Annotated in this window: 23 protein-coding genes and 2 pseudogenes; all 25 read left to right on the top strand. The window is 30.8% G+C overall.

What is annotated here, in order from left to right:
• Nucleotides 1-133: 133 nt before the first annotated feature.
• Nucleotides 134-1138 (top strand): annotated as a pseudogene (ablA, locus tag AB1282_RS20320) (lysine 2,3-aminomutase); the annotation flags it as partial.
• Nucleotides 1139-1249: 111 nt separating this feature from the next.
• Nucleotides 1250-2836, top strand: coding sequence for a recombinase family protein (locus AB1282_RS20315; RefSeq protein ID WP_429900202.1), 1587 nt, complete (start codon nt 1250-1252; stop codon nt 2834-2836).
• A gap of 303 nt (nt 2837-3139) precedes the next feature.
• Nucleotides 3140-3619 carry a hypothetical protein gene (locus AB1282_RS20310; protein WP_429900200.1) on the top strand — a complete coding sequence of 160 codons (480 nt, stop codon included), beginning with the start codon at nt 3140-3142 and terminating at the stop codon, nt 3617-3619.
• Between the two features lie 861 nt (nt 3620-4480).
• Nucleotides 4481-4741, top strand: a complete 261-nt coding sequence (locus AB1282_RS20305; protein WP_429900198.1) for a hypothetical protein — start codon at nt 4481-4483, stop codon at nt 4739-4741.
• A 571-nt stretch (nt 4742-5312) separates the two neighbouring features.
• Nucleotides 5313-5810 carry a hypothetical protein gene (locus AB1282_RS20300; RefSeq protein WP_429900196.1) on the top strand — a complete coding sequence of 166 codons (498 nt, stop codon included), beginning with the start codon at nt 5313-5315 and terminating at the stop codon, nt 5808-5810.
• A gap of 224 nt (nt 5811-6034) precedes the next feature.
• Complete coding sequence (locus AB1282_RS20295; RefSeq protein WP_429900194.1) at nt 6035-6547, top strand: group-specific protein; 513 nt, start codon at nt 6035-6037, stop codon at nt 6545-6547.
• Nucleotides 6548-6712: 165 nt separating this feature from the next.
• Nucleotides 6713-7168: a hypothetical protein gene (locus AB1282_RS20290; protein ID WP_429900192.1), complete on the top strand. Its 456-nt coding sequence runs from the start codon at nt 6713-6715 to the stop codon at nt 7166-7168.
• 227 nt (nt 7169-7395) lie between these two features.
• Entirely contained in the window at nt 7396-8520 is a 1125-nt protein-coding gene (locus tag AB1282_RS20285) for an IS110 family transposase (protein ID WP_429900190.1), read from the top strand.
• A gap of 571 nt (nt 8521-9091) precedes the next feature.
• On the top strand, nt 9092-9499 hold the full coding sequence (locus tag AB1282_RS20280; protein ID WP_429900188.1) for a DUF7674 family protein: 408 nt from the start codon (nt 9092-9094) through the stop codon (nt 9497-9499).
• A gap of 142 nt (nt 9500-9641) precedes the next feature.
• Complete coding sequence (locus tag AB1282_RS20275) at nt 9642-10175, top strand: hypothetical protein (RefSeq protein WP_429900186.1); 534 nt, start codon at nt 9642-9644, stop codon at nt 10173-10175.
• A 182-nt stretch (nt 10176-10357) separates the two neighbouring features.
• Nucleotides 10358-10741: a hypothetical protein gene (locus AB1282_RS20270; protein ID WP_429900185.1), complete on the top strand. Its 384-nt coding sequence runs from the start codon at nt 10358-10360 to the stop codon at nt 10739-10741.
• A gap of 165 nt (nt 10742-10906) precedes the next feature.
• Entirely contained in the window at nt 10907-11074 is a 168-nt protein-coding gene (locus tag AB1282_RS20265; protein ID WP_429900183.1) for a DNA ligase LigA-related protein, read from the top strand.
• A 464-nt stretch (nt 11075-11538) separates the two neighbouring features.
• Nucleotides 11539-11895 (top strand): hypothetical protein, encoded by a 357-nt coding sequence (locus AB1282_RS20260; RefSeq protein WP_429900181.1) that lies wholly within the window; start codon nt 11539-11541, stop codon nt 11893-11895.
• A gap of 71 nt (nt 11896-11966) precedes the next feature.
• Nucleotides 11967-12260, top strand: a complete 294-nt coding sequence (locus tag AB1282_RS20255) for a hypothetical protein (RefSeq protein WP_429900180.1) — start codon at nt 11967-11969, stop codon at nt 12258-12260.
• 80 nt (nt 12261-12340) lie between these two features.
• The gene (locus tag AB1282_RS20250) at nt 12341-12520 is read left to right on the top strand and encodes a hypothetical protein (protein ID WP_429900178.1); all 180 of its coding nucleotides are present in this window, start codon (nt 12341-12343) and stop codon (nt 12518-12520) included.
• A 648-nt stretch (nt 12521-13168) separates the two neighbouring features.
• Entirely contained in the window at nt 13169-13879 is a 711-nt protein-coding gene (locus AB1282_RS20245) for a hypothetical protein (protein ID WP_429900176.1), read from the top strand.
• Between the two features lie 147 nt (nt 13880-14026).
• Complete coding sequence (locus AB1282_RS20240) at nt 14027-14935, top strand: alpha/beta fold hydrolase (RefSeq protein WP_429900174.1); 909 nt, start codon at nt 14027-14029, stop codon at nt 14933-14935.
• A gap of 237 nt (nt 14936-15172) precedes the next feature.
• Complete coding sequence (locus tag AB1282_RS20235; protein WP_429900172.1) at nt 15173-15916, top strand: alpha/beta fold hydrolase; 744 nt, start codon at nt 15173-15175, stop codon at nt 15914-15916.
• 342 nt (nt 15917-16258) lie between these two features.
• A complete protein-coding gene (locus AB1282_RS20230; RefSeq protein WP_429900170.1) occupies nt 16259-17047 on the top strand; it encodes a hypothetical protein in 789 nt (262 codons plus the stop codon).
• A 90-nt stretch (nt 17048-17137) separates the two neighbouring features.
• The gene (locus AB1282_RS20225) at nt 17138-17698 is read left to right on the top strand and encodes an NUDIX hydrolase (protein ID WP_429900168.1); all 561 of its coding nucleotides are present in this window, start codon (nt 17138-17140) and stop codon (nt 17696-17698) included.
• A gap of 82 nt (nt 17699-17780) precedes the next feature.
• The gene (locus AB1282_RS20220; protein WP_429900166.1) at nt 17781-18119 is read left to right on the top strand and encodes an NIPSNAP family protein; all 339 of its coding nucleotides are present in this window, start codon (nt 17781-17783) and stop codon (nt 18117-18119) included.
• A 44-nt stretch (nt 18120-18163) separates the two neighbouring features.
• A complete protein-coding gene (locus AB1282_RS20215; protein ID WP_429900164.1) occupies nt 18164-18730 on the top strand; it encodes a YdcF family protein in 567 nt (188 codons plus the stop codon).
• Nucleotides 18731-18871: 141 nt separating this feature from the next.
• Nucleotides 18872-19547, top strand: a pseudogene (locus AB1282_RS20210) (HAD hydrolase-like protein).
• A 123-nt stretch (nt 19548-19670) separates the two neighbouring features.
• On the top strand, nt 19671-20681 hold the full coding sequence (locus tag AB1282_RS20205; RefSeq protein ID WP_429900162.1) for a class I SAM-dependent methyltransferase: 1011 nt from the start codon (nt 19671-19673) through the stop codon (nt 20679-20681).
• Between the two features lie 407 nt (nt 20682-21088).
• The gene (locus AB1282_RS20200; protein WP_429900160.1) at nt 21089-22885 is read left to right on the top strand and encodes a M3 family oligoendopeptidase; all 1797 of its coding nucleotides are present in this window, start codon (nt 21089-21091) and stop codon (nt 22883-22885) included.
• Nucleotides 22886-23186: the final 301 nt, after the last annotated feature.

The raw sequence follows: 23186 nt of genomic DNA, 5'->3' as shown, positions 1-23186 counted from the left end.
TATACTGTTTTTTTGAGTTTTACTTTTTTCACCAACTTTTTATTTAGTGCATATAAAGAAGTAGGTATATAACTAGAAATTTTTACTTAATTTAGTAAATTTAAATTGTCCTATTAAACAAGGAGGACCATAAATGAAAAATCAGCTTTATAAACCTCAAAGACATTGGAAAGATATTCCTTTATGGAAAGATGTTACGGATGAACAATGGAACGATTGGTTATGGCAATTAACAAATACAGTCAGAACATTGGATGATTTGAAACAAGTGATCGATTTAACGGAGGATGAAGAAGAAGGGGTAAGAATATCTACTAAAACCATTCCATTAAATATTACTCCTTACTATGCTTCTTTAATGAATCCGACTGACCCACGTTGTCCCATTAGAATGCAGTCTGTACCAATTAGTAAAGAATTAAATAAAACAAAATATGATTCGGAAGATCCACTAGGCGAAGATGATGATAGTCCAGTTCCTGGATTAACTCATCGATATCCAGATCGTGTGCTTTTTTTAGTGACAAATCAATGCTCTATGTATTGTCGCTACTGTACAAGACGTCGATTTTCAGGGCAAATTGGTATGGGAGTACCGAAAAAACAATTAGATGAAGCAATAGCATATATACGTGAAAATGAAGAAGTAAGAGACGTACTGATTTCAGGTGGAGACGGATTATTAATTAATGACAATATATTGGAATATATTTTAAAAAATTTAAGAGCAATCGATCATGTGGAAATTATTAGAATTGGAACTAGAGCGCCTGTAGTTTTCCCTCAAAGAATTACCGACAACTTATGTGAAATATTAAAAAAATATCATCCAGTATGGTTAAATACACATTTTAATACGAGTATTGAAGTAACAGAAGAAGCAAAAAAAGCATGTGAAATGCTTGCAAATGCTGGCGTTCCAGTTGGGAATCAGTCAGTTATTTTAACAGGGATTAATGACAGCGTACCAATTATGAAAAAGTTAATGCATGACTTAGTAAAAATAAGAGTCAGACCATATTATATTTATCAATGTGATTTATCAGAAGGAATTGGTCATTTTAGAGCACCAGTTGCAAAAGGGTTGGAGATTATTGAGGGATTACGTGGGCATACATCTGGTTATGCAGTACCTACTGCATTTTTATAATGCAGTACTTTAAATTTCATTGTATTATTAATTTTATACTAAATTTTGTACGGTTTTATCCTATTACACAATATTAATAAATAGAGGGGAGGATTACTTATGAAAATAGTTGAAAAAAATAACATAGCCACTGATATATATAATGTTGCTATTTACTTACGTATATCACAAGAAAAGAAGGGCGAAAATGCAGACACATTACTTAATCATCGCACAATGTTAATCGAATATGCTAAAGAATGTGGATGGGCATATGATCTGTATCAAGAAGTATTAAGCGGAGGTAAGTCAGAGTTAAGTGAACGTCCGCAACTTCAACGCATGTTAAACGATATAGAGCAATACGACGGAATATTAGTAGTAGAATTAAGCCGTATAAGCCGAAATGGGCTTATCAGTGAAAAGGTGTTGCAGACATGCGTAGATTATAATAAGCCAATCATTACCAGAGAACGGATTTACGATTTAGCGAATAGCCAATCTGACGTTTTAATGTACCGTTTTGGAAGTTTAATTGCTTCACAAGAACACTCCCTAATAGGTGCTCGTAGTAAAAATAATAAGTTATCAATGGTTAAACAAGGTATGCACGTTAGTGGTACTGTACCATATGGATATAAACGAAATAAGGATACTAAAAGGTTAGAAATAGATGAGAGAAGTGCAGATATTATTCGCTACATATTTAAGCTGCAAAATGAAGGATTAGGTAGTTATCGTATACGAGATATCCTTAATGCGGAAGGATATAAAAGTGCAACAGGTAAAGCATTTAACTTACCAAGTATTAGACGGATCATTCGTAATCCAGCTTATAAGGGGATGGTAGTGTTTAATGATCGTAAACGAGTGAAACAGAATGGAAAATATGTATATTTAAACGTTAATACGATAGAAGTAGAAAATGCACATCCCCCAATTGTCAGCGTAGCAGAATGGGAAAAGGCTAACGGTATTCGTGATGCAAGGGCTGAAACGGCAAAGATTATTAGAGAACGACCTAGCTCTGTTACAGGCGTAACGATATTAAAAGATTTATGTTATTGCCATAACTGTGGTAGAAAGCTAGTGATTTGTAAAAACAATCGAAATGCAAGTTATTACATTAAAGGGTGCGAGTACTTAATGGAAGATGGTACTAAATGCCCCAATATGGGTATAAATGTTATTTACGTTGAAGAGTTGGTAATGGAGGAAGTAAGTAAGTTAAGAGGTGAAATAGAGCTAGAAATTGAACTTTTACTTAATAATGATACAACTAATTTAACAGCCAATTTAGAAGAACAGTTAATCCATATAAACGGGAAAATAGAAGAACAAAAAAAACAGTTTAATAAATTAATTGAATTAGCTATTAGTGGTGTTTTTACTGTTAATGAAATAGCAAGTAAGAAGGAATCAATAACCGATACCATTGAATTACTTAATGCAGAACTTGAAGAATTAACTATTAGGCTAGCAAATACTAATACTGCAACAGTAACGGAAAAGTTATCTAATGTTTTAACCGTTTTGGATGATATTGAAAATGGGAATGCAGATCCTATGGAAATAAATACGCACTTAAAACGGTTTATTCGTAAGATATATTATAGCCGTATGCTAGATTCAGAGTTAAAATACCTATCCCCAAATAATCCAATACGTAGGAATGCACCGTTTACGATTGAATTAGAATACCTTTGATAACATTTGTTAACTAAGGTATTTTATTTGCTTCTTCTTATTCAACATAATGGCAGTTTAGTTAAAGTAGGAATGCGTTAGTTATATAAAGAAAAATAAGACCGCATTTTTGTGGTCTTTTCATTTGCTAAAAATCAACATTTAAACTTAACAGAGCTAAATTATTAAATAAGTATACATTTTGGGAAATAGGTCTATTAAATCATTGAATCTTTAAAGTAATGTTTTAAACTAATTATAATATTATTGCAATTATACTTTCTTTCATTTCAGTCCTTCAAAATATTTAGGTGGTGATACTAATTGGTCAAAAAAATGCTTAAAAAACTTTTCATAGCTTCACTTTCAACGATTTGTTTTTCATTTATTTATGCCTGTTTTTCTTATGACCCACACACACCAGAAGATACATATCATTTTGGTTTTATTGAACTTTTTTCGTTAGCAATTATTTATTCAGGGGTCATTTACTTTGTTGCTGGTATCCTTTTATCGTATGGAGTAGATAAATGGCATCAACTACATCGCTATCCCTCCAAACGAACTTCTTACTTCACAAAAGTAGGAATGTATGCAATTGCTGGGATGTTTGTGACTTTTCCATTATTTGTATATGAAACACTAAGTTTGCCACTGAGCGTTCTAGATAATATTCGTGGGTTATTTTTCATGTTATTATTCGGTTCATACGCTTCAAATGTGTTTTATCATGTTGAACTTTTCATTAATGCGATTGGTAAAAGAATAAGGAATCAAACACTAAGCGATATAGAAATGAAGTAAATAAAAGAATCGGGGTTTGATTAACAAGTTTTCAAAAGTTTTAATGAACTTAGTAAGAGATTGGAAGTAGTTTTTAATCAAGCAGTAGTTAATAACTTAAATAAAGTTAATAAATTATTTGTAATTTAAATGATAGCTTAGTTGTTTATCGGTAGCTTTTATAATTAATACATGCGTTAGCCAACCATGAATCCTCAGATTCACCACAGTGCATGGAAGTTTATGTCGCACTTCCAAAGTAGTTGTACAACATGAGTTGCTTTGGCAGCGCAGTTCCTTTTTTATTCAACAAAATGGCAGTTTAGTTCAATACGAAATCGTATAAACGTTATTAAATCAAGAATAAAAAAATCACCCGACTTTAAATTAAAGGTAAGAGAATATTTATTGTAGAACTCTTTTTAAAGAGGTGTAAAAGGAAAAACATTACAAAAATATTTCTCCAAAGGGTTTAAAATGAGTGTATTTGTATCACCTTGGTATTTAATTTTAGGTGTAATAAAAATAATTATGATGATAGGGGCTATACCTGAAATAGTTTATGCACTTTATTTGTTACGTAAAATTGCAAATAAATAGAAAAGTATTATCAAAGAGCTGGATAAGAAAAATAAAAATTTCAATATTCTAAAGTAGCTAAAATTTAGTGTTTATAACTTTATTTATAATTTTCTTATGCAACTAACTAATGCATTAGTTGAACAAACTCACGAGTCGCAACTGCCTTTTTTATTCAACAAAATGGCAGGTTAGTTGCATAAGGATTATCTGAAATTCTATGTAAAAAAACGGAATTCCCCCAAATTACGAAAGTCGTTGAGTTGGTATAATTAACTTAAAACCTTTGACGGAGGGATTAAAATGAAAAAAAATCTAGTTGCTATACTAAGTTTAGTTACAACGGTAATAACTGCTTTTATCCCTACAAACCCTAAAGAATTACCATATTATCATTGGTTTGGAAAACCAAATATAGTTTTCGGTTATACAGAAACTGGTCATTGGAATGTTATGTTACAAGATGTTATTTTTAATTTCTTAAGTTTTTATTTAGGATTTTATATAATCTTTAAAATCATAAACAAAGTAAGAAATACTTCGAATAAAAACACAGCTATTTAACGAGCATACAAATGCAAAAGAAAAAAAAATTTCATAAGTAACTAATGCAATGCGATAGTTGAACAACGTGATCGGATGAAAAGCCGATTTTTTGTTGAACTAAATGGCAGTTTAGTTGAAGAAAAAATATTAAATTTCAAGTAAAAAAGGAGAAATTCCCCCAAGTTACAGACTTTTGAAAAGAATTTATAATAGAAGTAACATATCGTTAGAAATGGGAGAAAAGTATGGAACTGATTATAAAATTAATATTTGCTTTAGTTGGGGCTGCTCCGTTGATTTATGAAATGTCTACTTCGAAAAATAAAAAAAGTGATTCAGAAAATAATAAGTCATCTAAATATCGTCTATGGTATAAGGTTGCTTTTTTTCTTATTGTATTGATTTTGATTTGCAGTGAGTATTCGATACTAAATTAATGAAAAAGAACAAAATAAAAAATGCTATTCAACTAACTAATGCGATTCTTCAATAACGAAGGATCGTTTTTTTATGCAACTAAATGGCAGATTAGTGGAATAAGAACGTGGGAAATACTAACTTATATGTTTGTTCTAGGGAAGGTGCAATAATGAAAATTTTATTTCTTATGCTTATTTTTATGGTGATATTTTATTTTGTTGATAAAAACAAAAATAAGGAATTAATAACGAATAAAGATAAGAATGAATATATAGTACGAACTACTAAAATTTATGTTTGGATAGGGATAATAGCTACTAGCATATTATTAACTGCTTATATACTTGCATTAGTTTTTTCAGAGGATAAGGGTGAATTATGGATAAAAGTTGCTTTTATAGGACTCATATTATTATGTGTAATGTACAGTAATAGTACAATTTCGAGGAGAATTTTTGTAAATAGCAATTCTGATTTTTTCATTTATAGGACTTTTTTTTGGAAAAAATATGAGATAAAGTATTCAGATATAAATGATGTTGGTGTAAATCTACTATTTTCTTACATAAAATCAGGAAGGAAAACTTTTTATATTGATAAAGAGGCTTATAATTTTGAGTTATTCAAAAATATAATTGAGCAAAAAACCATGAGAAAGTTCAAGTGAGTTTGTAATTGGAGAGAAGTTTAGAGTAACTAACACATGCAATAGTTGAACAACCTTTAAGCTGCTTCGGTAGCTTTTTCTTATTCAAGTAAATGGCAGAATAGTTCAATAAGAAGGACTAATATAATTTAAAATAGAATTATGAAAGGTGCGGAAAAAAAGGGGGAGATTTTATTAAATACGTTTATCACATGGTTCCAAAAAATATGAGTGGAGAAACACTTATGCCCTTAAATAAAATAAAGTTTTTGGATTCAGAGCTATATAAACACTATGCAAAAAAATATTATGATCACCCTGAACGACCAAAACTTTTGGAAAAAGAAATTCCAAAATTAAATTGCTTATGGAATGATGTTATTCATTTTTTACCTATACATCCACATCTTGTTTATAATGCCCTAAGATCTGTTAGTGTAAAAGTAAAAACAGATTTAATGTTTTATAAGATTCCGACTACAAACTTAGTAAATAATTTGAATGTGGTCTATTTATACCGTAAAGAAAATTACATAGGACCTGCTGCGAAAATAAATAGCGAAGATGTTCATTTTATTGATATAGAGGAATATGAAGAAATAACTGCGCTTCCAATCGATACCCGAAATTACTATGAGGAAGAAAATAAAAAAGGGAATAAGTTTGGAATGTTTCCATTTATTCCTCACATTTTAAGCTTAGGAGAAGTAAGTGTATTAGAAGCAGAAGTAATAAATTGGAGTGAGAACTGCAAGTAATCCTTATTATTCCTTATGTAACTAACTGATGCGATAGTTTAATAACATTTATGAGTTGATTACGAACAATCAACTCATATTTCTATATTTAGAGTATAGTTGCCCAAAGATTTTTTAAATCATATTGAATTTTATATTATTATCACACTTAAATGGGGTGTTAACTTGAGTTCAACATATAAAGTTTTAGTAGATATTGATCTTGAAAATGGAGATGTTCAAATCACCGTTTCAGGAGATTATCAGGTTTTCAATTTTATATCTGGTTTAAGTTCTATAATTTTACCTCAACTTTTCTCTGAGTTATCCTCCCTTTATTCTGGGAAGAGTAGTCGTGCTCGTTTGAGTAATTACGGAAATGGTGACTATTATAATTTTATAAAAGACAGCAATATAATCAGGATTGAAAATATAATGAAAAATTCTGGAGTCAGAAATACATATCATTTTAATCTAAATCAGTTCGTAACAGCTATTGATAAAGCATTTAGCAAACATCTTAGACAATTACGTAAAGAAGGAGTACTACCGTTAAAATTTGAAGAAAAAGGACACCCATTAGAACAAAACGTTATCGATAAATATAACGATTTTTCTTCTACATTAAAAAGGCTGAAATGAAGAGTTTTTTAATGAATTATAAGAGAACTAATGCAACTAACTGATGCTTTAGTTATACAACGTCGACTGCTTCGGTGGTCTTTTTTATTTTACTAAATGGCAGTTTAGTCATAATGAACGAAACGGCTCCATTTTGCTTATCGTAGGTTGCACTTGGCAAAAATGGTAGTAATCAAAAAGCCTACCCAAACCAAATGTAGAGCTACAAACAAAAGGAGCCGTGTATTATGAAGGATGGTCAAAAATTTATTGGTTTAGACGTTTCAAAAGATATTATTGCTGTTGGAATTGCTGATGAAGGAAGAGCTGCACCAAGATTTCATGGGAATATCGCAAATACCCCAGAAGCTATTCGAAAACTTTTTAAGAAGTTAGGTGATCCAGAGAATTTACTAGTTTGTTATGAAGCTGGTTCATGTGGATATAGTATTTACCGTCAACTTTTATCAATGGAAATTGAATGTATTGTAGTTGCTCCAACACTAATTCCTAAACGTACTGGTGATCGAGTAAAAACGGATCGTCGCGATTCATTACGGTTAGCTCAGCTTCTTCGAGCTGGCGAACTAACGGCTGTTTGGGTACCTGACGAAATCCATGAGGCATTGAGAGATTTAATTCATGCTCGTTCTGACACTCGCGAAGATTTACAAAAAGCACGTCAAAGATTAGTTCATTTCTTGCTTCGTCATGAAATACGTCCACCTCAAGGTGTTAGGAACTGGACAATCAAACATCGTACCTGGTTAAATACGCTCACTTTTGAAAAATCATCATTACGTATCGTCTTTCAAGAATATTTACATTCAATTTATGAGGTTGAAGAAAGAATGAAGCGTATTGAAGCACAGGTTCATGAGGAAGCAATCAAAAGCGAACATGCACCTGTCATACAAGCCCTTCAGACTTTAAGAGGAATAGCCGAGGTTACAGCTGTCACACTAGTCGCAGAAATTGGTCAATTTTCACGTTTTTCGAATCCAAGGCAATTAATGTCCTACGCTGGACTTGTTCCGAAGGAATACTCGAGTGGCTCAAGCCGATGGCAGGGTCCAATTACTAAAATAGGAAACTCACACATTCGCCGAGCTTTAGTAGAATGTTCCTGGGCATACCGCCATCGACCTTCTCTTAAAGGTGAATTATTGAAAAGACAGGCTGGACAACCAATTGAAGCACAAAGAATTGCGTGGAAAGCCCAACATCGTCTCAATTTAAAATATAATCGAATTACAGCTAGAGGTAAGGCAGGAAAGTTTGCAGTTGTAGCCGTCGCTCGTGAGTTACTTGGTTTTATTTGGGCAATTGGATGTAGTATTGAGGATCAAAAATTAATCCAATCTGTTGCTTAATAGGTAATCTTCTACTCAAAACAGGAATATAAAAATCTAATTATAAATGAAATCTAAAGACTAACTAAAATTGAAATTTTGGCTCGGAGGCAAACACGGTAAGGAGAACCCTCTAGTTCAACTATGCACTAGGTAAAATACTGAACGTGCGCGTTTAGATCGAGGCAGCTCCGTAACGGATAGAATGAAATGTGGTAACCAACCCACGCATATCAGATTGTAAATCACTGTTGATAATTTTTGCCTTCGTGCCAAGGTTTTAAAGAGGTTATTCTTTAGGTTTGAAAATAAAAACTTCTATTCTTTCTTAAAAGAATGGTAATTCACAGACTTAGTAAAAATTAAAAACTAAGTTGGCAGTCTTAGAATAAGACTGCCTAAAAACATAAAATCAAAACCATTTGGGTATGGTGAGTTGACAGTTTCGTTCATATCAGTTGAATAAGTAATTGTAATTTTCATGAGTCTTTTGATTGATTAATACTTTTTGACTTAATGATAAAATAAAAATAAATTTACAAATATGAATGAATTAAAGATTATTAAGAATAATTTAAAGCAGGTGTTCCAAGTGAGTACTGAAATTAAAAAACAGGATGTAATGAAGTTATTAGTAGGAGCATGTCCTTCTTATAAAAAAAGATGGGAGGCATATCTAAAAGATAATTATGAACAAAATGAAGAACAATTATTGTATATAGATATATCTGATTTTGCACGACATGTAGCTGAATTACATAAAAAAGGACAATATGATGAATTCCCAACTATATTTGAATTGGTTGAGCGATTGCACATCAAAGGAGATGAAGTTGTTAAAGAAGCTGCTACCGTTGGATTACTTGAAGATATACAGCAGCACGCAGGGAATCATGATGGAATAAAAAAATTCTTACTTCCTGAATCATTAAAATGGTGGATTCATCTTGATGACTTTTGGAGTGGTAAAACAGAGTATGTTGGCGGACCAAAGAAATAATCTAATGCAACTAAAGCGTGCGATTCTTCAATAGAAGATCGCTTTTTCTAATTTAACATAATGGCAGAATAGCTAAAGAAGGAACGTTCAACTTTTATATCGAACTAATTTATGAATATTACTTAAATAGGGGTGATTAGGTTTGAAGGAACAATTATTTAAATTAACAAATAAAGAAGAACTTGTTGAAATCTACACTGATTTGGGAGATGTTGATACTTGTGCAGTAGCAAAAGTTCTTAATTTATCAGATGAATATGTAATTTTAGCTAATGTCTCTCCAACTGGTATGTACGATGGTTTTTCTTTAATTCAAACCGAAAAAATCTATCAAATTAGCTTGGATACCCTTTATCTTCGCAAAATAGATAAATTATATAAAGCAAAGAAACAAAGCCATATCAAAGTTGATATAAATAATGAAAATTTAATGATGGGTATTATCGAGTTTGCTAAACGGAACAACTTTGTTGTATTGATAGAACTATACGAAAGTGCTACTGTTCAAGGTCTAATAAAGAGCGAAGAAAATGGAGTGCTTATTGTAACCAATTTAACTCAATTTGGTAAACGCGATGGAGAATCGTTAATAAAAATAGAAGATATCACAACAATTCATATTGATGATGAAGATAGAAATTGTCTGAAAATCTTAGACTTTGAAAAAACGAAATAATAAAAAGCTAAATTTTTTATTTAGATTCTTATTCAGCTATCGCATGCACTAGTTGTACAATTTGATCGGCTGTTTAGTCGATTTTTTTTATACAACAAAATGGCAGATTAGTTGAACAAGGATTTCAACAATTTATGTCGAATAAAATCTAAAAAAATAATCATTTTCAGGAGAAAGGTCAAATGAAAAATTTTCTAGTTTCTTTTTTAGCATCAGTTTTTTCTTTTATCCTGATTACCTTAGTAATTGTATTATTTTACATTCTAAATGGTAGACATTATACTGCTTCAGAATTAACTGATTTTGTAGGTATGTGGGTAATTGGAGCTTTCTTCATATTAGGTGGATGTGCGATAGGAGAAGGATTGTTCATTGTCAGTGAACCTGCTAAACTTTATCATTTCATATTGTTAGGTTTGGTATACGGTGGAATTATATATGCACTTATTTTCTTCGAGCCAGACTTTGCAAGTTCTTCAGACTTCATTTTTCTAATTGTGTTTTCATTGAGTACCGCAGTAGGATCAGCAGTTTTTTATGTGTTTAGAAGGAAAGCTTTTAATTAGATAATATATAAACTAATACAACCAACTAATGCGTTAGTTCAACGAAAAAGAAGTATAAAGCAATTATGAGAACCACGAAGCGTGGGGAGGTATTGTATATGTTGTCGAACACGAAGTAATAAAAAAACTGATAATGTCAGTAGTGATTAACGAAAGGATGGAATAATGATACAAACGATTAGAGAGAAGATACAACAAAGACGTTTACAAATATTGGTTCATTCGTATATTTATTATCAATTAAATGGTTCTATAATTGAGGATTCTACTTGGGATAGGTGGGCGAAAGAGTTAGTTGAACTTACTGAAAGTTACCCAGATGAGGCAAAGTAAGTTAGATTTCATAAGGAATTTGAAGGATTTGATGGCAGTAGTGGGTTTGATTTACCTTTAGAACTACCCGAACTACACGATAAAGCAATAAGGTTGTTAAACTTTCGGTAAAAAAATGTACTTTACGAACAAACTGCGAAATCCTTATGTAACTATCGCATGCATTAGTTACTTAACACGAGCTGCTTAAATGCGGCTTTTTTTTTGTAGTAAATGGCAGTTTAGTTCAATAAGAAATGGATTTTTTTTCTAATAATTAATCGATAAATAAGTGATAAAATTTAGTTAGGATTAGATTTTAAATGCAAATTGGTTCAAAGTGGGTACCAGTTGTATTTTTTATATCGTATCAATAATAATAATTGGAAAATGGATTGGCTGGTTTCTATACAAAACAATAAAAAAAGAACAGTGATGAATAAATAAAGGATTTACAAAATTAACACTTCTAGGGGAAACATCGGATGAAAAAAAGGATAAGTATTGGAATATTATTAGTTGTCTTATTAGTCAGTGGTATAGACTTCACTTTCAAAGACGCATTTATTTATGCACTAATTTATTTTGTTGGAAAGAGCACTGTTTATTACTTTGAATCTAAAAAAATTAATTGGAAACAAAATATTAAGGACTTTGCTATATTTATTTTTTTTACATTTACTTATCATATTTGTTATCTAATTTTAGTAATGGTTGGTTTTAAACCTTTTAAAATTTTCTCAAATGGAATTGGATTTATTGGGGCGATTTTAGTTGGTTTAACAATGATATACATTACATTTAATGTACCTTATAAAATTCTTAAACAAAAAAGAAAGTAATTAATCCTTAGACTAACTAAAATAATAAGTGCTAAATAAAATAATCTTATATATTTTAAGGGGATTCCAAAATGCATTTTTTAATATTTTCATTGGTTTTGCTAATTTCACTAGGTATATTATTGGCTGCTGGAAACACATTATATGCTGGTATTAAAAAATATGAACGAGGAGAGTTTTCTGGATGGGATACAGATCCATTTGTTGAATTTTTTATGGCAATATTAGTATTGATTTCAGAAAAATGGTTACCGAAACGATATCATATAGTTTTATTTAAAATTATTACTATTGTATTTGGAGTATTTTTATTAGGAGTAACAGTTTTTTTACTATGGTACTTTTATGACCAATTGTTCAACTAACGCATGCGATAGTAGTAGATTCCCAGGGGCTATCCAATGTATAGTGAATCATAATTTATATAATAACTAGAGGTATTATAATGAACCGCAATATATTTATTCTGTTAGAAATTGTACTCGGTGGTACATCTATTTTAGTATTTGGAATGATATTTAGATTTTTAGGACTTGATGAATTTATAGGTGTAATAATCGGTTTGCTAGTTTATTCATTTATCTGGAGAAAGTATCTTAAAAAATATGATCCAGATAATAATTAATTTATTAACCTTATGCAACTAACGAATGCATTAGTTGAAAAACGTGATCGACGATTTTGTCGGTCCTTTTTTATTGAACAAAATGGCAGTTTAGTTCGATAAGAAATTGCAATTATATGATTCTTTTGATGGGTTAATACTTTTTTGTTTAATGATAAAATAAAAATAATTCTACAAATATAAGATCATTTAAGTAACTTAAGCAATGCTTTAGTTGAAAGTAAACTTATTAAAGTTATCATCGTAATAAGAGAGGATTGAGTGTGTGGTTAAGAAAATCTTTGATTATTTAGCTTTTTGTGGCTTAATTCTATTTATTGTTTATTCCGTTTATGGTATTTATGACATGTTACATTCTTCAACCAGAATTAATATGGTCATTTTCTATTCATTAAGTTTAATTACATGTTTATTTGCTGGAATAAGTAGTCAACTGAGTAATAATAAAAGAACTAAAAAATTAGGGTTGATACAATTTTTATGTGTTGGAGGTTACGCATATTGTATCTTTCTATCAATTAACTAAGGATATGTTATTTCAAAGAATTAAATTTGATTTTCTTCAACTAACGCATGCGATAGTTGATTAAAAGAGTTACAAATTAAATGTAATGTTACACTATTTAATAATTTAGAAGGGTGAAATAAATGGGAAGAAAAAAGAAAGAGTTAAAATTGGATTTTACATTTGTAGATGATTTTCATCCTTCATTTACTTCAAAAATGATCACTCAACTTACTGAAAGTGGTTCTACACTATTAGATGAACCAATCACTAATTGTTTATGGGGCATATTGATCGAAGAAGATGGAGCAAAACTTGCTACCGATGGACTTGGATATATGAAAGTTAGTGCTGTTGATTGGAGATCTTTTAGTAGAGATGTAACAATTAAATGGAGCTCATCTGACAAAAAAAATATTCTCCCTGCTGATAATGTGGAAGACATTGATATTACTTTTAGCTGGTGTGAAGATTTTCCAGTTAACGCTATAAAAATGCAATCTAAGAAAAAGACTGTTGTTGTTGATTCTTTTACTTTTCCATTTGAAGTAGAATATTCTGGAAATATTGAATCCGACATATACCTAGAAGTAAGTTTAAGCACCGAAAATGAAGGCGATAAACAATTAGTAGTTGATACCTTAAAGAGTGCATATGAAAATTGGAATCTTGAATCGGAAAAATCAGGCGATCATTATATGAATTTTATGAGATATATTAAGAAATTCAGAAATAAATATATTACATATTTTGACTTAGGAAGTACAGGAAAAGCTGGTATACATTATTTAATCAATTCATTAGCAAAGAATGATAAATTGGAGATTTCAAAAATATTTGTTAAGCAAACTTAAAATTGTGCATTGCTAATTACAATTCCTTATGCAACTAACGCATGCATTAGTTGAACAATGATCGACTGCTTCGGCGGTCTTATTTTTTGAACAATCTTTTGTTTTAAATAGCAGATTAGTTACATCAGGGGAGAGAGATTAAGTAGTATGGATAGTAATCGATATATTCTTATAAATAATAATAAAATTGAAGTGCTATACAAAGGAGTGAAAGGACCTTTAATTGTAATACTTACAGGTATGGGGTGTTCCTATGATGAGTGGTACGAGGTTATAGACAAATTAAGTCATACCAGTAGAATCCTCACTTTTCATCGGCAAGGGCTTGGTAAAAGTGAAATTGGGGCAGGAATAAATAATACTGAATCGACTGTACGTGATCTAGCAGCATTACTTAATCATTTTAAGATTGAAGAACCAATTTATTTAATTGGACATTCTTATGGTGGACTATGTGCTCAACACTTTGCTAAATCTTATCCTAAAATGGTAGCTGGAGTAATCTTAGTTGATTCTACCTCCGTTGAATTGAAAGAGTTGGATAATTTAAATCTACCTGTAATGGATAAAGAATCGGATGAAGATTGGATTGAAAAATGTTTAAGTTATGCGAGTAAAGATATTGAACGATTATCTAAAACAATTAAGCCAACATTGAATAAGAAACATCTTCAATTACCTATTGATATTCAACAGAGATTATTGGACTTTCAAGTAAATCCATCACTTTATAGAGCGATGGCATCAGAGATTAAACAATGGAAAAACGATGCTGAAGTAATCAAAAAATTGGGGGATTTTCCAGATATACCGTTAATTGTCATTGGACGAGATAAAGAATTCACCATTATGTCAGAATTGAAAACAGGAATACCTTTATGGGAATTAAGAATCTTTGAAGAGAAATGGTCGGAATTAATTATTAACCAAGTTAAACTCTCTTCAAAAGGTGAATTGTTATTTGCTGGTAATTCAGGGCATTCTGTATTTCTAGATCGTCCTGACATAATCCTAGACTGTATATATAGAATTACAAGTGAATACTGTTTTAAGTAATTTCCTAATTCAATTAACTGATGCTTTAGTTAAACAACATGATCGACTGTTTAGTCGGTTTTTTTTTATGGAGTTAATGGCAGATTAGTTGAACAAACAACGTTTAAAATTAAGTAAAATATCTTATAGGAGCCATGATGGCTCCTTTCGACTATTTCAATTTAGTTAAAAAGGAAATCATTACTATTTTAGAGAATATTAATATATAAAAATAATGATTTTTGGAGGTGTTTAAATATGCATAATGTTAAGAAAAATGAAGGTAAGCAAAAAGTAGATATAGGTGGTATAGAACTACATTATGAGTTTTTTGGAAAAAAAGATGCAAATGTAACTATGGTATTTGACTCTGGATATGGGTGGGACTTAAATAATTGGAAAACAATTAGAAATGAAGTTTCAAAGTTTACTATGATGTTTATTTATGATAGAGCAGGTATTGGGGAAAGTGGAAAAGACAATAGACCACGTCATAGTAGGCAAAATGTTGAAAACCTTCATACTTTACTTCAAAAAGCAGGCGTGAAACCACCATATATATTGGTTGGACATTCTTTTGGTGGAGCAAATGTTAGGTTATTTGCAAGTGAATATCCTGAAGAAGTTGCTGGTGTAATACTTTTGGATTCAGTTCATGAGGACCAAAATAAATTTATGGCTCCTTTATTTTCAGATAATGTAAAAAAAGAATATTATGGTCAATTTAGTTTTGAAGCTTCATTAAATGAATTTGAAGAAAGTCTTGAACAAGTTAGTGAGTCTAAGTCACTTGGAAATATGCCACTTCTTGTGGTTACTGGTGGTACACAACCATACCATACAACAGAGTCATGGATTTACTGGAGTAAATTTCAAGAAGAACTAGTTAAATTGTCCACGAATAGTAAGCATATAATAGTTGATGATGCTGGACATGCAATACATATTGATCGTCCAGATGCAGTTATTAAAGCATTAAAAGAATTTTATGAGTTTGTTTAATAGAATTAATAGAGAAATTAGGTGTGCAACTAAAGCATGTATTAGTTGAAGTAATAGAAGATTGCTTTCACGGTCATTTTTATTATGTTAAATGGCTTACTTATTTGGAAATGGGAGTGCTCATAATGTGTTGAAATATATCATTATGCAATTAAAATCAGTTAAAAAATCCTTATTTATTAAGGTTAAATATAGGTGAGAAATAATGTATGAAGTAAAAAATAATAGAATTACAGAAGAAGTTTTAAAAGCATGGGATCAAAAATTAGTCCCTGATATTAATACTTTTATTTTGAGGATCGTCCAGATTTTGTTGTAGTTAATGCACGTGCAACAGTTGAGTTGTCATTAGATATAAAAACCTCTTACTTGCCGTGGAATATTTCTGCAAAAGCTCGTTATATAGGTATTGTATCTAATCAGGAGTTTCTCTTTTGGGAGGAAGATTTACAAAAAGCAGTCTTGAGCGAACAAATACGCCTCAATAGAGGATACATATTTGAGTTAGATGAATTACGAAACGTTATAGGAGACATTCCAGTTGATGTAAAGAATGCTCTCGATACTTTTTCAATTAATATAGATGGAACGAAAATGATTACATTACAAGGTTTTTTATGGAAAGCTTTGCCTTACCAAATAAGAATATACATATTACTTTATGTAGCAAATATGTTTGTAGATATGGATTCTACTTCAGATATAACATACTTGAATGCATTAAAGAGTGAATACCTAACTATTGCTTCTTTACTGAATACATTTGGAAGTAACAATGGACCGAACTGCTTGGGTGCTGTATTAGCAGCATTGCAGAAAGATGAGGGCAAACTAACATCTTACTTAAATAAATGGGTACTTCCAGCAGAATTTTATGAAGAACTGGAAAATAAAGATTATGTGAGAATTAAATCTAGTTCGATCCAACCAAATGACGTATTGATTTGGGAAAAAGATCAAAATACACTGCATTCGTGTTTTGTATTGAGTAATGGTTTAGTATTTAATAAACAAGGGCAAACGATGTTTAATCCATATCAATGTCTACCTCTTGAACATGTACTTAATAATTGGAGTTGGGTTCAGTCTTCAGGCGGACAGTTAAAGATTTATAGAAAAAGTGAAGTTTAATTTATTACATTCTTGTACATTTTACGCATACTTTTGTAGTTGAATTTAGTTAAAAAAGGAATTTAACCAAATTTATAAGGAGCTATTAGAATGAAGAAATGGAAAACACTTAGTTCGGAATATATATTTAAAACTCCTTTTGGAAATTTAAGAAAAGATTGTTGTCAATTGCCTGATGGAAATATAATACAAGATTACTATGTAAATGAGTATTCTAATTGGGTAAACGCTATTGTGGTAACAAAAGAGAAAAAGATTTTATTGGTAAAGCAGTATAGATACGCTGGACAGGAGTATTTTCTAGAGATTCCAGCAGGAAAATCTGAAGGTACTGAAACTTATATTGAAGCTATATTAAGAGAAGTAAGAGAAGAAACTGGATATAAAACAGAAACTGAACCAATTTTATTAGGAGAGTTTTTTATTAATCCAGCAACACAAAATAATAAAGTAATAACATATTTAATTTTAGATGCTTATCAAGCATTTGAACAGGAACTAGACCTCACTGAAGTGATTGAAATCAAGTTGGTTGATGTAGAAGATATGTACTCTAAAATAAAAAGTGGAGAAATTAATCATCTTTTTACAGTAAGTGCTTTTTATTTAGCATTGCCACATTTGATAAAAGTAACGGCTGGCGCACTTTGAAATTTTAATATTAACTAAAGGAACATTCTGAAAAAAACTAAACTAGTAATTGACAAATAAGAGAAATAGGGAGATAAATTACATGTTTTATAGAAGGAAATTTCACATTGTAAAAAATGAATTCGTTGAGGCGTTTAATGAACACTTTAATGAAACGAATTTACCAAATCAACATAAGCACGGTGCAAGATTGACAGGAAGATGGATGATTTCTCATGATACAACAACCACAGGAATATTCGCCATTTGGGAGTATGACAGTTATGAAAAGTATCAAGAAATTGAAGCAAATGTTAGAGGCGATAAAGAACATGTAAAACGAGTTCAAGAATGGTACGAGAAACACGGGGGCAGAAATCATGTATTAGAAGAATATTGTATGGAGGTTAGAAACGAAGAGTTGTTATCGACATTGAAATAAAAAATCTATTTAATAGTACTTGAAGATAAAAGAGGTAAAATCATGTGAATAATCCTTTTGAATGTATTACAGGCTTTATTTTTGTTGAAAATGAGATAAAATCAGCAGATGTAATTCTTATTCCAGGATCAGACTACCCTCAGTTAATGGAAAAAGCTAGTTCATTGTATAAACAAGGCTTTGCACCCTATATATTACCTTCTGGAGGATATAAAGAAAGCATAAAGACAACTGAGTGGGAATATTTGAAGCAAATAGGTATTGAAAATGGTGTTCCAGCAAATGTCATTTTAAAAGAAGAGAAAGCACAGCATACATTGGAAAATGCACGTTTTTCATTTGAGGTCTTAAAAGAAAAAGGAATACAGCCTAAAAAGGTTATTATAGTATGTAAAGCAGGTCACTCACGTCGTGCATTATTATGCTATCAAACCGAGTTTCCAGTAGAAACTGAGTTTATTGTATCGCCTGTTACTGATCGGTTTGGAATAACAAAAGATAATTGGAATTTATCTGAAATAGGAATTAGTCGTATAATGTCTGAGGTTGAGAAGATAGGTAAATATTACAGAGCAATTCTTCCAAATTCAGTTATTCATAAATCCTATTAGAAGCAGTTAGATCAGAATTTAAATTAAATTGAAGCTTGGTTTAATATAGATCCCTATTAAATATAGAAAATGAATAAATTAATCTCTAGGAAGTTTTTAATAAACTAACTAATGAAAATACTAATCAGATTTCAAATGGAGATGATCTCATTGCAACAATCACTAATATTTGATATGGATGGATCATTATTTCAAACAGATAAAATTTTAGAGTTATCACTTAATGATACTTTTAACCATTTACGTTCACTAAATTTATGGGATACAGTAACGCCTATTGAAAAATACCGTGAAATAATGGGAGTACCTTAAAGTCTGGGAAGTGTTATTACCTTGTTATTCTAAGGAAGTAAGAGAACAAACAGATGCTTATTTTCAGGAAAGATTAATTGAGAACATTAATAATGGGAATGGAGCTTTATATCCAAATGTAAAAGAGATTTTTACATTTTTAAAGTACAATAATTTTTCAATTTACATAGCGAGTAATGGTTTAACAGACTATTTAAATGCAATTGTAAAGTATTATAAGTTAGATAATTGGGTTACTGAAACGTTTAGTATTCAACAAATTCAAACCCTTAATAAGGGAGATTTAGTCAAAACTATTGTTAACAAATATGAAATTAAAAGTGGCGCTGTTATAGGAGATCGCTTATCTGACATCAATGCAGCTAAGGATAATGGTTTAACGGCGATTGGTTGTAATTTTGATTTTTCACAAGAAGATGAACTCAAACAAGCTGATTTTGTAATTGATGATTTAATTCAATTAAGAAAATTTTTTCCTAAAGCGAAAGGTTTTATATGTACCTAAGGCAAGCGTAAGTTCAATAAGGATAGAATCGGTCAGCATTAAATTGCTGGCTTTTTTATATGAAATAAATGAAAATTCTAATCAAAAAAATAGGGTATCTTCTAACAGAGTTTGTGTACACAAATGCTTACGGAAAATCTTAAAGCGTGCTATGTTCTTATTATAAATGCTTGGGAGGGGACGAATATTAAAAGTAAGAGCATTCACTTTAGAATCAATGAAACAATTTTAGAAAAATTTGAAGACGCATTAATTTATGAAGGAATAAATAAAACAGAATTCCTAACCCACGCGATTCAAAATTTTTGTGCAAAAGTGGCATCACAAAAAATGAATGATGTTAAACGTCAATATGGAGCAAGTACAAATTTGCAAGTACGAATTGATACACACTTATTGTACGAAGAAAAACGTGTAGATTTAGATGAATGGGTTATTAAACTATTAAATTTAACAAATGATGAAAAGATACTAGACATTGGATGTGCGACTGGGGCATTCCTTTCTATATTACAAACAAAGGGGCATAGAGGACATCTTACTGGACTTGATCAGTCACCTAAAATGATTGAAGAAGCAAAAAAGAAACCTAATCAAAAGAATTTAAATATTGAATGGATTATTGGAGATGCAAGAAAACTTCCTTTTTCAAGTAATTCATATGATTGGTTGGTAGCAAGACATATGCTATATCATGTGCCAGATCTTCAAGGAACAATAGAAGGTTTTAAAAGAGTAATAAAACCAAACGGAGGACTAATTACCACTACAAATTCTCGTGATTCATTACCAAAAATTAGAGAACTTTGTAATGACATGCTATTAGAATTTGGATTCCCTGAGAGAGTTTCGCCAGCTGCTCCATTTTGTATAGAGAATGCAAAAGAACTGTTAAATTCAGTGTTTGATAAAGTAGAAGAAAAAGTGATCTCTAATTCATTAATTTTTGGACAGCCTGAGCCAATCGTGAATTATATAATCAGCATGTTTCCATCTTTAAATATACCTCACGATACGGACTTATACACTGATATGAAAAACTGGTTGAAATTAGAAACTGAGGATAGATTAGCCCGTATTGGAAGAGTTTGGCGTGATCCAAAAGATGTAGGATTTTATTTATGTAGAAAATAAGATGTGAATAATACGTTATTAAAAGAAGAAATCAAAGTGATTACCTTGGCTTACTATCTTTGATTGTAGTTACGATAAAAAGTTAGCTTATTCAACAAAAGAATGCATTAGATGAATAAAATTAGAAGTCTATTATAAGGTACTCATTACTAACATTGGATGATTTAGTTGCTGTTACTAAATAAATTATTTTCTTGTACAACGAAGCAAGCTTTAGTTGAACAACATGATCGGCAAATCGTCGGTCTTTTTTTATTGAACAAATTGGAAGAAGAGTAGAACAATTGACATTAATCTTACAAAATTACTATCTCTTATAATTGTATGGATTTTTAACATCAGATATATGTTATGATAAGAATGTATGTTCGTTTTTGTGGTAAATACATATTACTGGGAGGTAACTAATGGAGAAAACAAGCTATTCTAAAAAGTGGAATCTAGATAAGGTTTTTATGGGCGGAAGCACATCAATTCAATTTTTAAATCATTTCAATCGATTAGAAGCTCAAGTACATGAACTAGAAGGTAATGTTAAAACATTTATTACTCCACTTTCAACAAACGAAATAATTAGATTGGTGCATTTAGTAGAAAACATCGGAAACATTCGGTTGTACTTAACGCAAGCTAATTCGTTTATCACTTGTCTCCTTGCAGAAAATCCAAAGGATCAAGATGCGGCGGTATTACGAGGAAAAGTTGCTCAAATAGAATCTCGTTTTGAAAAAGAATTATCGAAAGTAAAGAAGATATTAAGAAATACAAAGGAAGATGTTTGGGAAAGCATACTAGAAACCGAAGAATTACACGAATATAGATTTATTCTAAACGAATGGCGTGAAAATGCAGCTAAGAATTTGTCAGAAGAGGAGCTAAATTTGATTTCTGATTTAATGATCGATGGGTACCATGCTTGGGGACATTTCTATAAGGATCTAGTAAGTAGTATTAACTTAAATATTCAAATTAACGGAAAAGAAGAGACTCTATCAGTTGGACAAGCCATTAACTTGCGGTCACACCATAATGAAGAAGTGAGAAAGGAAGCTCACTATGTATTAGAGTCTACATGGAAAGAGAAAGAAGAATTATTTAGTAAAATTATAAATCACATTGTTGGCTTTCGTATACAAGTGAATAACAAACTCGGGATAAAAAGTGAAATAGAAGAACCTTTGAAAAAGAACAGAATGAAGGAAGAAACGCTGAATACGATGTGGACAGTGATCAGTAAATATAAACAGCCTTTTTCAAATTACTTGAATAAAAAAGCTGAAATGATAGGCGAATCTAGTATGAAGGCTTATAATTTTTGGGCTCCCATTACAAAAAGTAATCAAGAGATAAAATTCGAGGAAGCTGCTACCCTTATTACGGAACATTTTAGACAGTTTGGAACGGAATTAGAAGCTTTCGTTAAGGAAGCTTTCGATGAAGGTTGGATAGAAGCAGAAAATCGTCCAAATAAGTCTGCCATTCCATTTTGTGCTAGTTTTCCACTAACAGGTGAATCAAGAGTTTTTATGACATTTAGAGGTGCTTTTTTAAATGTGTTAACTCTTGTTCACGAACTGGGGCACGCTTTCCATAATTATGCCATGAAGTCGGTAAATGGGTTGAATAAGCGTTATCCGTTAAGTATTGCCGAGACTGCTTCAACCTTCTCCGAAATGATTATTTTTGATGCGGCTATGAAAAAGGCAAAGTCAAAAGAAGAAAAATTATTTATATTGGATGAAAAATTAAAACGTAGTGTAATGAACTTTATGAATATGCATTCGAGATTCATTTTTGAGCAGAGATTTTACAAGGAACGTAATGAAGGGATTGTTTCAGCCAATCGACTAAATCAGTTAATGGAAGAATCAATAAATGAGGCTTATGCTGGTTCCCTAGAACAACCTTCAATCCATTCTTGGGTTTGGACTCCACACTACTATATTACTCAATCGCCTTTTTATAATTTCCCATATACTTTTGGGTATTTATTTGCTTTGGGCATTTATGCAAAGGCAAAGGAGAAAGGAATAGATTTTGAGAAAGATTATTTAAACTTACTTCGTGATTCAGGAAGTATGACTGTTGAAGATTTAGTTATGAAACATTTAGGAGAAGATATTACTTCAGAAGAATTCTGGGAAAAAGGAATAAAATTATGTGTGGAAGATGCTGAAGAATTCATTAAATTAAGTTCTTCTTAAATTTAAATGCTGTTATTTATGATCTCAGGCACAACTTATGGAGAAAGTCTAGTTAACTACTATTTTATAAATACCGATTTTAATAGATAAATTAAGAAAAATGTACTAATATCATTAATCAGTAGTCTATTTTTATGACCATTCGGAATAAGGGTTGTTCATAAATATGAATACTTCGTTTATATGCATAAACTCTTGAGAAGTGTACACTTCTACTGTTTCTTTAATAGCATTCGGTAACAGCTTATAGAAAGCTTTAATGTTTGATTGAACATTTTTTAAAGGAAAAGAAGTACGAACT

This window comes from Gottfriedia sp. S16(2024), assembly GCF_050473765.1.
Classification (GTDB): domain Bacteria; phylum Bacillota; class Bacilli; order Bacillales; family Bacillaceae_G; genus Gottfriedia.
This window is presented reverse-complemented; position numbering and strand designations above follow the sequence as displayed.

What these genes read in the sequence shown, in the direction of transcription:
- AB1282_RS20315 (WP_429900202.1), top strand. Translation starts at nt 1,250, where the DNA reads ATGAAAATAGTTGAAAAAAATAACATAGCCACTGATATATATAATGTT.
- AB1282_RS20305 (WP_429900198.1), top strand. Translation starts at nt 4,481, where the DNA reads ATGAAAAAAAATCTAGTTGCTATACTAAGTTTAGTTACAACGGTAATA.
- AB1282_RS20300 (WP_429900196.1), top strand. Translation starts at nt 5,313, where the DNA reads ATGAAAATTTTATTTCTTATGCTTATTTTTATGGTGATATTTTATTTT.
- AB1282_RS20295 (WP_429900194.1), top strand. Translation starts at nt 6,035, where the DNA reads ATGCCCTTAAATAAAATAAAGTTTTTGGATTCAGAGCTATATAAACAC.
- AB1282_RS20285 (WP_429900190.1), top strand. Translation starts at nt 7,396, where the DNA reads ATGAAGGATGGTCAAAAATTTATTGGTTTAGACGTTTCAAAAGATATT.
- AB1282_RS20270 (WP_429900185.1), top strand. Translation starts at nt 10,358, where the DNA reads ATGAAAAATTTTCTAGTTTCTTTTTTAGCATCAGTTTTTTCTTTTATC.
- AB1282_RS20265 (WP_429900183.1), top strand. Translation starts at nt 10,907, where the DNA reads ATGATACAAACGATTAGAGAGAAGATACAACAAAGACGTTTACAAATA.
- AB1282_RS20260 (WP_429900181.1), top strand. Translation starts at nt 11,539, where the DNA reads ATGAAAAAAAGGATAAGTATTGGAATATTATTAGTTGTCTTATTAGTC.
- AB1282_RS20255 (WP_429900180.1), top strand. Translation starts at nt 11,967, where the DNA reads ATGCATTTTTTAATATTTTCATTGGTTTTGCTAATTTCACTAGGTATA.
- AB1282_RS20250 (WP_429900178.1), top strand. Translation starts at nt 12,341, where the DNA reads ATGAACCGCAATATATTTATTCTGTTAGAAATTGTACTCGGTGGTACA.
- AB1282_RS20245 (WP_429900176.1), top strand. Translation starts at nt 13,169, where the DNA reads ATGGGAAGAAAAAAGAAAGAGTTAAAATTGGATTTTACATTTGTAGAT.
- AB1282_RS20240 (WP_429900174.1), top strand. Translation starts at nt 14,027, where the DNA reads ATGGATAGTAATCGATATATTCTTATAAATAATAATAAAATTGAAGTG.
- AB1282_RS20235 (WP_429900172.1), top strand. Translation starts at nt 15,173, where the DNA reads ATGCATAATGTTAAGAAAAATGAAGGTAAGCAAAAAGTAGATATAGGT.
- AB1282_RS20225 (WP_429900168.1), top strand. Translation starts at nt 17,138, where the DNA reads ATGAAGAAATGGAAAACACTTAGTTCGGAATATATATTTAAAACTCCT.
- AB1282_RS20220 (WP_429900166.1), top strand. Translation starts at nt 17,781, where the DNA reads ATGTTTTATAGAAGGAAATTTCACATTGTAAAAAATGAATTCGTTGAG.
- AB1282_RS20205 (WP_429900162.1), top strand. Translation starts at nt 19,671, where the DNA reads ATGCTTACGGAAAATCTTAAAGCGTGCTATGTTCTTATTATAAATGCT.
- AB1282_RS20200 (WP_429900160.1), top strand. Translation starts at nt 21,089, where the DNA reads ATGGAGAAAACAAGCTATTCTAAAAAGTGGAATCTAGATAAGGTTTTT.